Annotated in this window: 12 protein-coding genes and 1 pseudogene; 1 reads left to right on the forward strand and 12 read right to left on the reverse strand. The window is 66.3% G+C overall.

Features of this window, described 5'->3' with window-relative positions; translation table 11 throughout:
- From glyA to DIE02_RS14685, 3 genes and pseudogenes are all read right to left on the reverse strand, one after another.
- Positions 1-224 (reverse strand): annotated as a pseudogene (gene glyA / locus DIE02_RS14675) (serine hydroxymethyltransferase); the annotation flags it as partial.
- A gap of 319 nt (positions 225-543) precedes the next feature.
- Positions 544-1,323 (reverse strand): SDR family NAD(P)-dependent oxidoreductase, encoded by a 780-nt coding sequence (locus tag DIE02_RS14680; protein ID WP_124487004.1) that lies wholly within the window; start codon positions 1,321-1,323, stop codon positions 544-546.
- Positions 1,324-1,356: 33 nt separating this feature from the next.
- Positions 1,357-2,604 carry a D-arabinono-1,4-lactone oxidase gene (locus tag DIE02_RS14685; protein WP_124487005.1) on the reverse strand — a complete coding sequence of 416 codons (1,248 nt, stop codon included), beginning with the start codon at positions 2,602-2,604 and terminating at the stop codon, positions 1,357-1,359.
- Between the two features lie 256 nt (positions 2,605-2,860).
- Between DIE02_RS14685 and DIE02_RS14690 the strand changes: the two genes are divergently transcribed.
- Positions 2,861-3,865 carry a helix-turn-helix domain-containing protein gene (locus tag DIE02_RS14690; protein ID WP_124520788.1) on the forward strand — a complete coding sequence of 335 codons (1,005 nt, stop codon included), beginning with the start codon at positions 2,861-2,863 and terminating at the stop codon, positions 3,863-3,865.
- A 177-nt stretch (positions 3,866-4,042) separates the two neighbouring features.
- Here the strand turns inward: DIE02_RS14690 and DIE02_RS14695 are convergent, their stop codons facing one another.
- The 9 genes from DIE02_RS14695 to DIE02_RS14740 all read right to left on the reverse strand — a co-directional run bounded on the left by DIE02_RS14695 (position 4,043) and on the right by DIE02_RS14740 (position 14,228).
- Positions 4,043-4,471: a 2-oxoglutarate dehydrogenase gene (locus DIE02_RS14695; RefSeq protein ID WP_124487141.1), complete on the reverse strand. Its 429-nt coding sequence runs from the start codon at positions 4,469-4,471 to the stop codon at positions 4,043-4,045.
- Positions 4,472-4,515: 44 nt separating this feature from the next.
- Positions 4,516-6,366 (reverse strand): S10 family serine carboxypeptidase-like protein, encoded by a 1,851-nt coding sequence (locus DIE02_RS14700; RefSeq protein ID WP_124487007.1) that lies wholly within the window; start codon positions 6,364-6,366, stop codon positions 4,516-4,518.
- An 843-nt stretch (positions 6,367-7,209) separates the two neighbouring features.
- Positions 7,210-9,021: an ExeM/NucH family extracellular endonuclease gene (locus DIE02_RS14710; RefSeq protein ID WP_124487009.1), complete on the reverse strand. Its 1,812-nt coding sequence runs from the start codon at positions 9,019-9,021 to the stop codon at positions 7,210-7,212.
- A 213-nt stretch (positions 9,022-9,234) separates the two neighbouring features.
- Positions 9,235-10,176: a copper resistance D family protein gene (locus tag DIE02_RS14715; RefSeq protein ID WP_124487010.1), complete on the reverse strand. Its 942-nt coding sequence runs from the start codon at positions 10,174-10,176 to the stop codon at positions 9,235-9,237.
- Positions 10,173-10,553, reverse strand: a complete 381-nt coding sequence (gene copC, locus DIE02_RS14720; protein ID WP_124487011.1) for a copper homeostasis periplasmic binding protein CopC — start codon at positions 10,551-10,553, stop codon at positions 10,173-10,175. The genes DIE02_RS14715 and copC overlap by 4 nt, the downstream gene beginning before the upstream one ends.
- A 14-nt stretch (positions 10,554-10,567) precedes the next feature.
- Complete coding sequence (locus DIE02_RS14725; RefSeq protein ID WP_124487012.1) at positions 10,568-10,915, reverse strand: copper-binding protein; 348 nt, start codon at positions 10,913-10,915, stop codon at positions 10,568-10,570.
- A gap of 73 nt (positions 10,916-10,988) precedes the next feature.
- Complete coding sequence (locus tag DIE02_RS14730; protein ID WP_124487013.1) at positions 10,989-12,284, reverse strand: multicopper oxidase family protein; 1,296 nt, start codon at positions 12,282-12,284, stop codon at positions 10,989-10,991.
- Between the two features lies 1 nt (position 12,285).
- Positions 12,286-13,926, reverse strand: a complete 1,641-nt coding sequence (locus DIE02_RS14735) for a TolC family protein (RefSeq protein WP_124487014.1) — start codon at positions 13,924-13,926, stop codon at positions 12,286-12,288.
- On the reverse strand, positions 13,923-14,228 hold the full coding sequence (locus tag DIE02_RS14740) for a hypothetical protein (RefSeq protein WP_124487015.1): 306 nt from the start codon (positions 14,226-14,228) through the stop codon (positions 13,923-13,925). The genes DIE02_RS14735 and DIE02_RS14740 overlap by 4 nt, the downstream gene beginning before the upstream one ends.
- Positions 14,229-14,277 lie beyond the last annotated feature (49 nt).

The following is a 14,277-nucleotide window of genomic DNA, read 5'->3' on the forward strand; positions in this document are numbered from 1 at the left end:
ACCACGTCGACGTACTCACAGCCGCCGTAGTAGCGCTTGCCCGGATAACCTTCCGCGTACTTGTTCGTGAGCTGCGAACCCTGTGCGGCCATCACGGCCGGGCTCGTGTAGTTTTCCGACGCGATCAGCTCGATGTGGTCTTCCTGGCGGCGGTTCTCGTCCTGAATGGCAGTCCAGAGTTCCGGATCGACGTTGGCGACGGTGCTGGTAGTGCGATTGAACATGATGATTGATCAAAAGAGAGTGATGGATTGACCCTGGTGGGCCGGACTTGCCCGGACCCGCGAAGTCGAGCGCCGGACCGGCGCTCGATGACGTCGACAACCATGCCGCCCCGCGACGCCGGCTGAACGGTGATTCGGCATTGCCATTCCAGCAGACGCAAATTCGTTCAGATAGAAGGATTACGACAATCCGCTAGGACACATCGCGCGGCGAACCGGCAAAAAAAATCGAAGGTCCGCATCGCTGCGGAACCTTCGACAGAACCTGCCGTTCCTGGGGGCTCGCGCCTGCCCTTCGGCTTCCCGCGAATATCGGGGCCTAAACGGCGGAGAAACAGTTGTCGACGAACAGATGGGTGCCGTTGACGAAGCTCGATTCGTCGGACGCCAGGAACAGTGCGGCGGCCGCCACTTCCGACGGCTCGCACAGCCGGCCTTGCTGCACTGCGATAGCCGCTTCGGTCGCGTCCACGCCCATCGCCTGCAGATCCCTCAGTTCGCGCATCCCGTGCGGGGTGCGGATGAACCCGGGCGCGAGCGCATTGCAGCGGATGCCGCGATCGCGGTATTCGACGGCGATCGCGCGCGCGAACATGTGGCATGCGCCCTTGGTCGCGTCATACAGCACTTCGCCGGGCGTCGCGCAGACGGCCGAGATCGACGACGTGCAGACGATGCTGCCGCGCCCTTTTTCCAGCATCTGCGGCAGCACCGCCTGCGTCATCAGGAACATGCTCTTCACGTTCACGCCCATCAGCCAGTCCCATTCCGACTCCTCGATGTCGAGGAACGGTTTGACGATCAGCGTCCCCGCGTGATTGAACAGGATGTCCGCGTTGCCGAACTGCTTGCAGGCCGCATCGACTGCGTTCCGCACGTCCGACTGCTTCGACACGTCGGCGCCGAGGCCGATCGCCTGCAAGCCGGCATCGCGCAGCCGCGACGCGAGCGTGGCGGCCGCGTCGCCGTCGCGGTCGATGATCGCCACCTTCGCCCCCTGCGCGGCGAACAGTTCCGATGCGGCGGCGCCGCACCCGCCCGCGCCGCCGCTCACGATGGCGACCTTGCCGGCCAGGCGCCCGTCGATCTTGACATTCATGAGTCGTTCTCCAGTCTGGTTCGTTCGGACCGCTCAGCTGAACAGCGTCCGAAGATGGTCGTTGAGGAAATAGCCTTCAGGGTCCACGCTGCGGCGCAGTTCGCGGAACGCCTCGGCCTTCGGGAACCAGCGGTCCACGTCGTCGCGGTTCGTGAAGTGCAGCTTGCCCCAGTGCGGACGCGAGCCGTAGTCGCGCAGGATGTCGTCGACGTCCTTCAGGAACGGCCAGTAGTCGACGCCGTTCGGACCGCCCGAGCACGAAATCGTCACGCTGTCCTGATGATTGAACGGGCTGATCCATGCCGGATCGCCCTTCGTGAAGCGGTACTCGACCGGGAAGATGCAGTCGCGATGCTTCGTGAGGATCAGCTCGCGCACGCGGCGCAGCGCCTCCTTGCCGTGTTCGGCGGGCACCGCGTATTCGAGCTCGTGGAAGTTCGCGACGTAATGAATCGCGTAGACCTCGGAGCTGTACGCGATCTTCTCGTGCTCGCCTTCGTAGAACGTGCGCTCGTCGGTGATGTCCATCACCTTGATCTCGCACACGTCGTAGTCCTTCTTCGAATTCGACACCTTCGTGGTATCGGGCAGGCAGTACAGGTGACGGCTTTCGGACGTCGGGCACCAGAAGAACCCGAAATGGCGATGCTTCGCCGCGAGGTCGTCGTACTGTTCCATCAGCGCCTCGAAGTCCTCGCGCCACACGCGGTCGTGCAGCCAGAACGCGTCGGTCACCTGCAGCGTCAGCTCCGACACCACGCCGAACAGGCCGAGGTTCACCTGGGTCGCGTGCAGCAGATCGAGGTCCTGCTGGTCGCTCACTTCCATGATCGAGCCGTCGGGGCGAACGATCCGCATCCCGACCACCTGCGACGACAGGTTGCCCAGCGTCGTCCCCGTGCCGTGCGTGCCGGTTGCGAGCGCACCGGCAATCGCCTGGGAATCGATGTCGCCCTGGTTGACGAGCGAGAAGCCGATGTCCTTCAGATGACGCGTCACCGCATTGATCCGCGTGCCGGCCTTCACCGTGACGCGCTTGCGTCGCTCGTCGACCGCGACGATACCCTGGTAGTCCTTCAGCGACAGCAGCAGGCCGCTCGTCGCGACGATCGGCGTGAACGAATGTCCCGATCCCGAGCATCGGACGTTCTTGCCCTGGCGCGTCGCGGCCTGCACCAGTTCGGCGATTTCCGCCTCGCTGGTCGGCGACGCCATGTGCGCGGCGACGCAAGACTGATTGCCGACCCAGTTCCGCCAGAACCCGCCACGTGGAAGCTCCATCGACGTCTCTCCAGAAAAGTGCCGCCGGACCCGCGCCGGCAGCCGTGTTCGGTTCGTCCGGCAACGAAGCGGGATGCTTCCGGCGCCGGCGCGATGCGTTGTGTTCCGTTCATGCCAAAGGTATTGCGCCGGCCGGCTTTTCACTATCGGATTTCGGCAAGCGAGGGTTTTCTCCGGGAATCGGGCCGCCGGGGTTTTTGACCGGCGCGCGCAGCGGCTACAATGCGTCGATCCGGCCCGCCCCTTCCCGACTCCGATGACGCCGTCCGCCGATCCGAGCGATTTTTCCGGCGCCCCGCCGTTCGCACGCGCGGTGGCGTTCTGCGCGTTCACCGACGTGGAGGAACAGGCGCGGATCTTCGACGGCTGGCATCTCAACTACACGCAGATCTCGGGCGGCCGGTTTCATGGTTCGTCCTCCATCGTGTCGCTCGGCGGCATCCGGCTCCTGGTCGAAGACCTCGACAAGGTGATCCTGCAGCAGGGCGCGGTGCCGTCGGACCGCATCGCGGTGGCCGTGCCGCTGGAACTCGAAGGCCATGCGCGCATGTGCGGCGAGAAGAGCGGGCGCGACAGCCTCCATGTGTTTTCCAGCCAGCCGGTGTTCGAGTTCTATTCGCCCGACCGGCACGTGCTCGTGAACGTCGAGATCGAGCCCGACAAGCTGTCGACGGAGGCGATGCGCACGCTCGCCGCGTCGCTGCGCGCGCGCACCTTCGCGCCGCTGATCCCGATGACGCCCCAGGTCGCGGACCGCCTGCGCGACCTGCTGCGCCACACGATGGCCGCGGCCGCGAAGAGCACGCCGATCGAGGACGTGACGACGCAGGCGCGGATCGAACTGCTCGAACGGACCGTGCTGTATGCGATTTCAGAAGCAATGACGATGCCCGCGCCGGACGCGAACGCCCTCGCGACGCGGCCGACGAAGTACTGGTCGCTCGTCAACGCGGTGCAGGCGCGACTGCAGGATGCGTCGACGTGCCCGCTGTCGATCGCCGAACTGTGCGTGCAGCTCGGCATCAGCCGGCGTACCGCGCAGTACGCGTTCAACGACACGCTCAACCTGAATCCGATCGCGTACCTGCGCGCGGTCCGGCTGAATCACGTTCGCCGCGAGCTGCGGCTCGGCGGGTCCGTGACGTCGGCCGCGACGAAGTGGGGCTTCTGGCACCTGAGCAGTTTTGCGCAGGACTACCGCGCGATGTTCGGCGAGTTGCCGTCGGCGACGGCGAGGCGCTACGCGCACCGGGAAGGCTGAGCGTCGATCGCGTGAAGCATGACGCGGCTTCGCGTTGCCCGCGCGTGAACCGAACTTCGATGAAGAAAGCCGCGGCCGAACGTGCGCCGCGGCAGGTTGAAAGCAGGCCGCCGCCGCAGTCGAGCGGCCGGCCCCCACGGCACCGGCTGCCCTCCCGCGCGCGACCTCGCTACACCGTCACTCCTGCTGTTCCTGCTGCGCCTGCACCTGTCGCTGCTGGATGAACTGCCGCACGTCGCTCATCGTCACGCGACCGGTGCGTTTCGCATCGATCTCGTCGAAGTGCTTCGCGACGAACCCGAGCCCGCCGCTCTGCGCCTGCGCTTTCGTCACCGCCGCGCCGTTGCTCAGTACCGTGTTGCCGCCGAGTCGGGCATCGACGCGCTTCTGCGCCTGCTGCTGCAGCGTCGCGCCGGTCGACGGCAATACCGGTGCCACGCGGGTCGAAGGAAAGAACGGGCCGTCGACGCCGTGCCCACCGCGCGGCAGCTTCACCGGCGCCACCGCCTGCGGCGGCAATGCGTGGGCGCTGCTCATCACGGCACCGAGGACGATCAACGGGGACATACGCCGCATCAAGTTGATTAGGGACATGATCACTCGCATTCGATGGATGAATAGTGGGTTCCTTTTCGCAAGGAGTCCGTTGTTTACGGTGCCGCTGCCAGCGTCGTCGCGGTGGTCGCGCCCGGCGAGGCGCCGGTCGGCGTGCCGGCCGGGTTCTCGTCCGGCCACGGCGGCGGCAGCGTGTGCAGCGTCAGCGCGGTCGGAATCCGCCGGCCCTGATAGAAGAGCTTCAGGTCGCGCTTCATCTGCGGACGGGCCACGTCATCCAGATACGTCATGTGCCCGCCCTGGAAGAAGTTCACCTGCAGCTTCGGGTTCAGCCCCTTCACCGTCTGCAGCCGCGCGAGTTGCTTCTCGGTGTTGAAGAACGGCGTCGCCAGATCGTGGAGGCCGTTCTCCGCGAGCACCCGGAGCTTCGGATTGAGCTGCAGCGCGCCGAGCAGATCGGGGATCGTGTCGGGCATCGGCTGGCCGTCATGCGAGAAGTCCCACACCTGGATGATGTTGTCGTTCAGCGGCAGGTAGGTCGCGTTCGGCGCGGTGTAGCCGAGGTAGTCGGGCATCTGCGTCGCGAGCGCGTTGGTGAACGGCTGCGAGATCAGGATGTCCGACGGATCGCCGTCCGTTTGCAGCCGCGGGTCGGCGTTCGGCAACGACACGCGTCCGTCGTAGCGGCCGATCGTCGTGCCGGGCACCAGGTTCGTGCCGAACGGATTCGCGTTGAAGTAGTCGCGCAACGCGTGCTGCGTGAGGCTCGACGGCAACGACCACAGCGTCAGCGTCGCATCGCTCGGGAACACCGGCGTGCCGAGCGCGTCCGGAATGCCGAGCTGGCTCAGCACCCACGACTGCGAGTACTGCTGCAGCTGGTTGTAGATCAGCGTCGTGAACAACTCGGTCTGCAGTGCATACAGATAGGGATTGACCGGCGCCGGCGACACCTGGTTGAAGTACGCCGCGACCGCCGCATAGCCGGGCAGGTAGCCGGCCACGGTATCGGTCTCGAGCAGCAGCCCCTCGGTCGACTGCGTGATCGCGACCGCTTCCACCGCATCGGCGAAGTAGTTCAGGATCGCCGACTGCAGCACGATTCCCGTCAGATGCACGCCGGCCGATTCGAGCGCCAGCGCGAGCATGTCGGTACGCGGCGTGCCGTACGATTCGCCGTACAGGTAGATCGGCGACGTGCCGCGGTTGTTGACGTTCAGGTAGCGCTGGATGAAGTCGCGCATGATGTTGACGTCCGCATCCGAACCCCAGTACTTCTGGTTGGTGTTCGGCAGCACGGCTTCCGACAGCCCGGTGCCCGGCGGGTCGATGAACACGAGGTCGGTCGTGTCGATCAGGCTTTCCGCGTTGTCGACGAGCGGATAGTTCGGCCAGTTGCTGCCGAACAGCGGATCGGGCGTCGCGACGCGCGTCGGCGCGAACGAGCCGAGCCGCAGCCAGATCGACGACGAGCCCGGGCCGCCGTTGTAGACGAACGTGACGGGGCGCGGCTTGCCGTTCGTGCTCGGCACCGTGTACGCGACGTACGACATCGACGCTTCCGCGTTGCCGTTCGCGTCCTGCGCGGTCAGGTGGCCGGTGGTCGTCGTGTAGCTGACCGTCGTGCCGCCGGATTGCCACTGGTAATGCATCACCGCCGCCTTCTCCGAGACCTGCGCGGCCGCGAGGCCGTCGGTCGCGTTCATCGAATAGGCGACGGGGTCGACGTAAGGCTGGTTCGCCGCCGGCGTCTGGCTGCCGGCCGCCTGTTGCGCGCCGGCCTGCTGGCTGGCGGTGGCCTGCGCGAGGCTCGATGCGCCGACCGACGACGAATCGTCGCCGCCGCAGCCCGCGAGCACCATGGTCATGACGGTCAATGCGCCTAGCCCGGCCAGCCGGCCGCGACGTGCGCGGCGGCTGCCGGTAATGCTCCTGTCTGGTTTCATGCCTCGATCCTTGTGTTGGGTCGGATACCGCTTCACACAGGCCGCCATCGCCGGCGAAAAACGCGCAGGCATACCCGCCACTCGCGTTGCACGGTCGGCAGACGGCGGTTGGGGAATGGACTTCTTCGAGAGACTGAACTTGATACAGACACAGCAAACTGCTGGCGGAGAATGATGCGGGAACGCCGCCCCCCTGGCAGTTTCGACGACTTATCGTATTACCAATATTTACGACATGACAAAAATAGGCGGTGCTGCGCCGCGTTGTCAAAGATCATTCCGATATTAAAAAATCTCTTATGATGCGAACGGCGGTCAGTGTCTGGTATTTGAAAGAAAAACGATTGTTCGAACTGGACACGTTGCGTGAATCATTTTTCCTGAAATGCCGTCCGTTTTGCGTAGATCTCGTAGCGCTTGGCGAGTATTGGAATCGCGCGCAAAGGCCCTTCAAATCGACAGGATTTTTCTTTCATTTTAATTATTCGAATCCGATTAGAGCGAATCGTTGAATAAAGCCCGACATCATCCACAAAATACCGATTCCGACTGTTTACACGACGCACTGAGGAATTATTTACCCGATATCGGAATTAAACCATCGGATGCACTGAACGGCATTGATGCGTAATACGCGGGTATTCGCAACGATGAAGCGATCATTCGCGCCACGCATTCCGGATCGGATTGCGGCGATCGAGAATCGGGCACGTCATGCGTGGAGGAGAGAGAGACCGGTGAGCGAGCGACAGCGCATGACATGACTTGCGCGCCGCCGCCGACTCAAGCGACGACGTGCGGCAGCGCCGCACGCCGTACTTCAGAGGTTCGACGTGGAGGAGATCAGCGCCCGCCGCCCGGCAGCGCGATATCGATCAGCACCGGATCGTGGTCCGACGAACGATACGCATCCGGCGCGTAGAAGGTCTTCTGCTGCTCGGCCGACTTGTACGCGAGCGTGTACTGCAGCGCGAGCGGCTCGTCCGCGTTGATGTGCCATTCGTGCACGGCCTTCACGTGCGATGCGAGCGGCAGCGACGCGAGCGCGTGATCGAGGTAGCCGGCTTCGCCGTTGTACACGTAGCTGTACGCATTGGCGCCGATCCAGCGCGACACGAGGTTGCGGTAGCCGCGCGATTCGAGCAGGCGGATCGGGTCTTCGTACGTGTAGCTGTTGAAGTCGCCGATCAGCAGCGTGCCCTGCCCCGCGACGCCCGTCGGCGTGCCGGCGAGCCAGTCGGCCAGCTTCGCGGCCGCACGCGTGCGCGTCGGGTTCCAGCAGCCCTGGCCGTCGCCCTGGTCGAGATCGTCGTTCGCCGCGTCCGGGCAGTTCTTCGACTTCAGATGGTTGACCGCGATCGTCAGCGCCTGCTTGCCGCCGATCCGGCGGAACGACTGCGCGAGCGGCTGGCGGTTCTTGTCGTCGATCGCGAGCGTCGACGCGCGGCCGACGGGTTCGACCGTGCGGCTGTCGTAGATCATCGCGACCGCGATGGCGTCGCCGCCGAGGCGCGACGTGCCCGGGTCGACCACGCGCCAGTGGCTGCCGAGCTTCGCCGCGAGCTGGCGCACCGCGCTCAGTTCGCCGTAACCGTTGTTCTGGATTTCCATCAGGCCGATCACGTCGGCGTCGAGCGCCTTCAGCGCGCTGACGATCTTCGCTTCCTGGCGCTGGAATTCCGGATAGCTCTTCGCGCCGCGGTTGTTCGGATCGTCGAAGCCGCCGCCGAGACCGTTGCCGTTGAAGTAGTTGAGGACGTTGAACGACGCGACGCGCAGGTTCGATTTCGGATCGCGCGCCGGGGCGTTGGCGCGCGGGTTCGAACGCGTGTCGAACGTCGGCGCGGCCGCGCCGGGCAGCGGCTGCACGCGCCATGCGCCATAACGCACCTCGAGCACGCCTTCGACGTCGCGCACGGTGTAGCCCGAGCGCAGCGTGTTGGCGGCCGACAGTTCGGGCGCCGGATACGGCACGGTCGCCGGGTTCTGCTTGTTCGAGCCGTCGTCGAGGATCAGCCGGTTGCGTGCGTTCGCATCGATCTGCGTCTGCGCCTGCGACGGCGGCACCACGCTCGTCGGCGTGTGCAGGCGGCCGTTGCTCAGCATCACGCTGCCGTAGCGGCCGAGCTCGTAGTTGTCGGTGACGGTGAGCGTCTGCGGCAGGCGCACGCGCATCCCTTCGTACGCGGCGAACGCGTTCGGGTTGTCGACCGGCAGCGTGAGCGTCGCGGGCGTGACCGTCTGGCCGTTCGCGCACACCGCGATCGCGCCCGACAGCGTCAGCTGCGTCTGCCCGTATTTTTCCTCGACCTTGCCGCTCACGTGCACGAGATCGCCGGCCTTCGCGCGCGCTTTCGGCGCATAGACGAACAGGCCTTCGGACACGCCCGGCTGGTTGCGGCGCTGCGCGTCGGCCTGCTGGACGAAGAAGCCGCCGAAGCCGTCCGTGCCGCCGAAATCGGCGGTGACGACCGCTTCGATCGACACGTTCTGGCCAGCCAGCGGCGACGGCGCGCCCGGCCCCTGGATGTCGGCGATCGGCGTCGTGCTGCCGCCGCAGTTCGGGCTGACGGGGGCGGCAGTGGCGGCGAAGACCGGTGCGGCAAGCGTGGGAAGCAGCAATAGCGGGGCAAACAGGCGGATTGTCGAGCGCATGACGGGGAATCCCGGTTGTGAGGATAGCGAAAGCTTAGCGGCGCTCGATGACAGTTGTTAGTAACCGGAAGACAGATGAACGTAATCTTCGACACCGCTGCGCGATGGCGATCGACCGCGCGCCCGCGGTCGGAAAGCGGGAAATCGCCTGATGAATCCCGTCCCCTGTTGCGACGATTTCCCGATGCCGGCTTCGCCCCGCCGGCCGTGGAGCTAAACCGTCCCCGGCAACGCGCTCGACACGAGCACGGCAGCCACCATCAGCACGCCGGCCAGCACGACCGCCTCGATCCGCAGCACCGCGCCGAACCGGCGCAACAGCCCGGCCGGCGTCGCAGCGTCCGGGTCCTTCAGCGCCGCCAGCAGCTTCGGCATCTCGAAGAACCGGTTGTGCCCGCCGAGCGCCGCCGCGATCAGCACGAGCGCGAGCTTGAACAGCAGGATCTGTCCGTACGTCGACGCAAGCAGGTTCGCGGGCGTATCGACACCGCGCCAGCCGTTGTACGCGCCGGTCGCGAACAGCACGATCAACGCATACGTCGACGCATCGGACAGCGACTGCACGAACGAAGCGCCGGTCGCGCGTTCGCTCGCGGGCATGCCGGCCAGACGCGGCATCACGTCGAACGCAGTCACGAACACGAGCCCGACCCATGCGCTGATCGCCAGCAGATGCAGCCAGTCGACCCACACCGGCACGCTGAACAGCCCCGCGTCGACCGGATGCCCGCCGTTGCTGCGCGAGAGTGCGATGCCCGCGAGCGCGGCCCACATCGCGAACGGAAAGCGCGTGTCTTTCGCATCCCGAATCAATGACAGAAGCACGACGACCGCCGTGAACACCGCACTGGCCAGCCACGCGCGGCCGAAGCCGGTGCCGGCGAGCATCGAGCGGACGGCCGGCCCGGCGTCCAGCATCGACACGTCGCTCATCAGCGCGCAGTGCGCCCAGAACGCGGTGGTGCTCGCGAGCAGCGACACCGCGGACGCGATGCGCAGCGTCGCGACGAGACGCCGCGCGATGCCGTGCTGCCACGCCGACTCGCCGCGCGCGAGCCAGTGGCTGCCGAGCAGCGCGCCGACGACGACGGCGAATCCGGTGTTCTGGATCGCCACCGACACGAGCCTCAGGAGGCCGACGAAGCCCTCGTTCACCCCTTCACCCTGAACGTGTAGGTGCCCTTGGTGCGATGCGCGTCGGCCGTCATCGCCACCCACTGCACCGTGTACGCGCCGGGCGCGAGCTTCGGGATCGCGACGGTCATCACGCGCGGATTCGACGCATCGACTTTCGCCTTCTCGTGCGCGACGGCGTTGCCGCTCGCGTCCGACACCTTCACCGAGCTGAACGCCTGTTCGAGATCTTCGTTGAACGCCAGCCGCAACGTGTCGGGCGCGGTATCGACCGTGCTGCCCGTCGCCGGCGCGGCGCTTTCCAGCTTGCCGTGCGCGAATGCCGCGGCCGGCACGGCGGCGGCGATCGCGCCGGCCGCGGCGAGGGCGGCCAGCCGCCCGAGAGTGATGATCTTCATGGTCATCCCCGTCATCACGGTTTCTTCAGCTCGACGACGGTCAGCGCGCCGCTCACGTCCTCGGCGACGAAGTCGACCTTGTCGCCCACCTTCACCTGCGACAGCATCGCCGGATCCTTGACCTTGAACACCATCGTCATCGCATCCATCCCGAGGTTCTCCAGCGGGCCGTGCTTGATCGTCAGCTTCCCCGCCGCCGCGTCGACCTTGCGGATCTCGCCGTGCGACATCTCGCGCTTCGCGTCGCCGCCCTGCATCGCGCCGCCGCTCATGTCCATGCCGGCCATGTCGCCAGCCGCGTACGACGCGGCGGAAAACGCCAGCATGCAACCCGTTGCAATCGAAACCAGTCCCTTCTTCATCGTGCGTGCTCCTGAGTGAATGAAACGAAAACCGGCGGCCGCATCGTTACGGCCGCCGCATGCTGCCTGCCGCTCAACCGTCCGGCAATTCGCCGGTGTACTCGTACGCGACGGTGCCCTTCGGATGCCGGAACCAGCCCGGATCGCGATAGTCGTTGCGGCCGAGCCCCTGCCGCACCTTGCAGACCGTGAACATGCCGCCCATCTCCAGCGGCCCGAACGGGCCGGTGCCCGTCATCATCGGCAGCGTGTTGTCGGGCAGCGGCATCTCCATGCCGCCCATCGCGCCGCCGGTGCTGCCCATCGCCATGTAGTCGGGCACGAGCTTGCCGATCTTCTGCGCGAGATCCTTCTGCGGCACGCCGATCAGGTTCGGCACCTGGTGACCCATCGCGTTCATCGTGTGATGCGACTTGTGGCAATGGAACGCCCAGTCGCCCGGACGATCGGCGGTGAACTCGATCGCGCGCATCTGGCCGACCGCGACGTCGGCCGTCACCTCCGGCCAGCGCGCCGCCGGCGGAATCCAGCCGCCGTCGGTGCCGGCCACCTCGAAGCTGTAGCCGTGCAGGTGGATCGGATGGTTCGTCATCGTCAGGTTGCCGAAACGAATCCGCACGCGATCGCCCGCCCGCACCGGCAGCGGGTCGATGCCCGGGAACACGCGCGAGTTGAACGTCCACATGTTGAAGTCCGTCATCTCGTTCACGCGCGGCGTGTAGCTGCCCGGATCGATGTCGTACGCGGCGAGCAGAAAGACGAAGTCGCGATCGACCGGCATCGTCGCGCGATCCTTCGGATGCACGATGAACATGCCCATCATCCCCATCGCCATCTGCACCATCTCGTCGGCGTGCGGGTGATACATGAACGTGCCGTGCGCCTCCAGCTGGAACTCGTAAACGAAGGTCTTGCCGGGCGGGATATGCGGCTGCGTGAGGCCGCCGACGCCGTCCATGCCGTTGGGCAGCCGCAGCCCGTGCCAGTGGATCGTCGTGTGCTCGGGCAAGCGGTTCGTCACGAAGATGCGGACCTTGTCGCCTTCGACGGCCTCGATCGTCGGGCCCGGCGACTGGCCGTTGTAGCCCCACAGGTTCGCGTTCATCCCTGGCGCCATCTCGCGCACGACGGGTTCGGCCGTCAGGTGGAACTCCTTCCAGCCGTTCTTCATGCGCCACGGCAGAGTCCAGCCGTTCAGCGTCGCGACGGGCGTGTACGGGCGGCCGTTGGGCGGCACGAGCGGCGGCTGCGTGCCGGCCTTCGCCATCGTGGGCGCTTCGGGCAGCGATGCCGCGCCGGCCTTGCTGACCATCGCCGCACCGAGCAGCGCGGCACCCGAGCCGCTGAGAAATTGTCGACGGGACACCATGTCAATGACCTTCCGGATGCGTTGCGGGCGCTGGTTGCGCCACGGGTGAAGAAGCCGGCCGCGACGCAGCGTCGGGCGTGGATGCGGCGGGAGCGTCCGCGCGCGGCGTTGGCTGTGTTGGCTGTGTTGGCTGTGTTGGCTGTGTTGGCTGTGTTGGCTGTGCTGGCTGTGCTGGCTGTGCTGGCTGTGCTGGCTGTGCTGGCTGTGCTGGCTGTGCTGGCTGTGCTGGCTGCGTCGCCTGCGTTGCCTGCGTTGCCTGCGTTGCCTGCGTTGTCTGCCCAGTCGGCAGCCGGCCGCCGACGGCCGCCTGCAGATCGGTTTCGGCGAGCCAGTAGTCCTTCAGTGCATCGATGTAGCCGTTCACCGCGCCGACCTGCTCACGCGCATCGGCCAGCAGCTCGAACACGCTCGCGAGCATCCCGTTGTAACGCAGCAGCAACTCGTCCGAGATCGTCCTGCGCAGCGGCACGACTTCGTCGCGATAGTGCTTCGCGACGTCGTAGCGCGTCGTGTAGGCCGCATACGATTCGCGCACTTCCGAGCGCGCGTCGATGGCCGTCTGCGCGAGCCGGTTCGCCGACTGCATGTAGACGGCCTCGGCCCGCGCGACCTTCGCGCCGCCCCAGTCGAACAGCGGAATCTCCACGCTGATCTCGTAGCCGTGCTCGTGCCCCTTGTCGGTTTCGTAGTTGTTCACGTAGCCGAGATCGACCGCGTTGACGAAGCGTGTCGCCTTGCTGAGCCCGAGCGACGACGCGACACCCTGCGTCCGCAGCTTCGCGGCCTGGATGTCGAGGCGGTTGTGCATCGCGTAGCGTTCGAGATCGGGCAGATCGGGGCGTGCGTTCGGCAGGTCGGGCAAGCGCTCGGGCAGCGTGTACCGCGTGCGCTCGCCCCACAACCCCATCGCGCGCGTGAGCTTCTCGCGCGCGGCCACGGCCTGCTGCCGCGCCTTCGCCTGCTGCGCGACCGCGTCCGCATGGAACGCCTGTTCGCGTGCGTAGTCGAGCCGGCTGGAATTGCCAGCCTGCCGCATGCGCTGCGCGAGTTCGGCGGCCGCGCTCGCGGCGTCGCGGACCTGTTGCGCATAATTCGCGACCTGTTCGGCGGCGACGGCTTCGACATACGCACGGCGCGCGTCGGCCGCGACCTTCAGCATCGCGTCGGCGGTTTCGAGCTTGGTCTGCTCGAAGCGGCGGCGTTCGATGTTCGTCGCGAGCGGCAGCGTCAGCAGCGCGAACACGTTGGCCGAGAACGTACGGCCGAGACTCAGTTCGCCGTCGCCGGCCCGCGTGCGGCTGAACGAGAAGCGCGGGTTCGGCAGCCGGCCGGCCTGCACGAGATCGGCCTCCGACAGCCCGAGTTCCGCATACGACGCCTGCAGGCCGCGATTGTTCAGCAGCGCAAGTTGCACCGCGTCGTCCATCGACAGCGGTTTCGCGAGCAATTCCTTCGTCCGCTGGTCGACGGCTTCGCGGTCGGCGTCGGTCCTGACGATGACCGCGTCTTTCCCGATGCGCTCCGATGCGGCGGACGACACGGCGTCGAAGCCGCCGTCCTTCGAAAACGTCGTGCAGCCGGCGAGAAATGCCAGCGCGAGCACGGTCGCGCCGATTCGCGGTGAAATCGCAAATCGCGTCATTGCCCGGCCCCTCCGTGCGTCGAATGGGCCGCGCCGCCCGCCGGGTTTCCGGGCTTCGCGTGTCCGGTCGCGGGTCCCTTCGTGGGTGCCTTCACGGGCCGCTCCATCACGTCCCGGTTCAATTGCTTCCAGCCGGGGCCGGCGTCGTCGCGATACGGCACGTAGCCGTCGAACGCGGACGTCGTCGTGACGTCCGGCACCGACGCGGCTGCATCGGCCGGATCGGAAAAGGCGGTTTGCGCGGGCGCGAGCGACGGCACGAGGCTCGCCGCGCCAAGCAGCGCCGCAATGATCAATCGCATGGATGTTTCTCGTCGTGAGTCGTGAGTCGTGCGGCGGACGTCGTGCGTT

This window comes from Burkholderia sp. Bp8991 (assembly GCF_003853795.1).
In the GTDB taxonomy this organism is placed as follows: Bacteria; Pseudomonadota; Gammaproteobacteria; order Burkholderiales; family Burkholderiaceae; genus Burkholderia.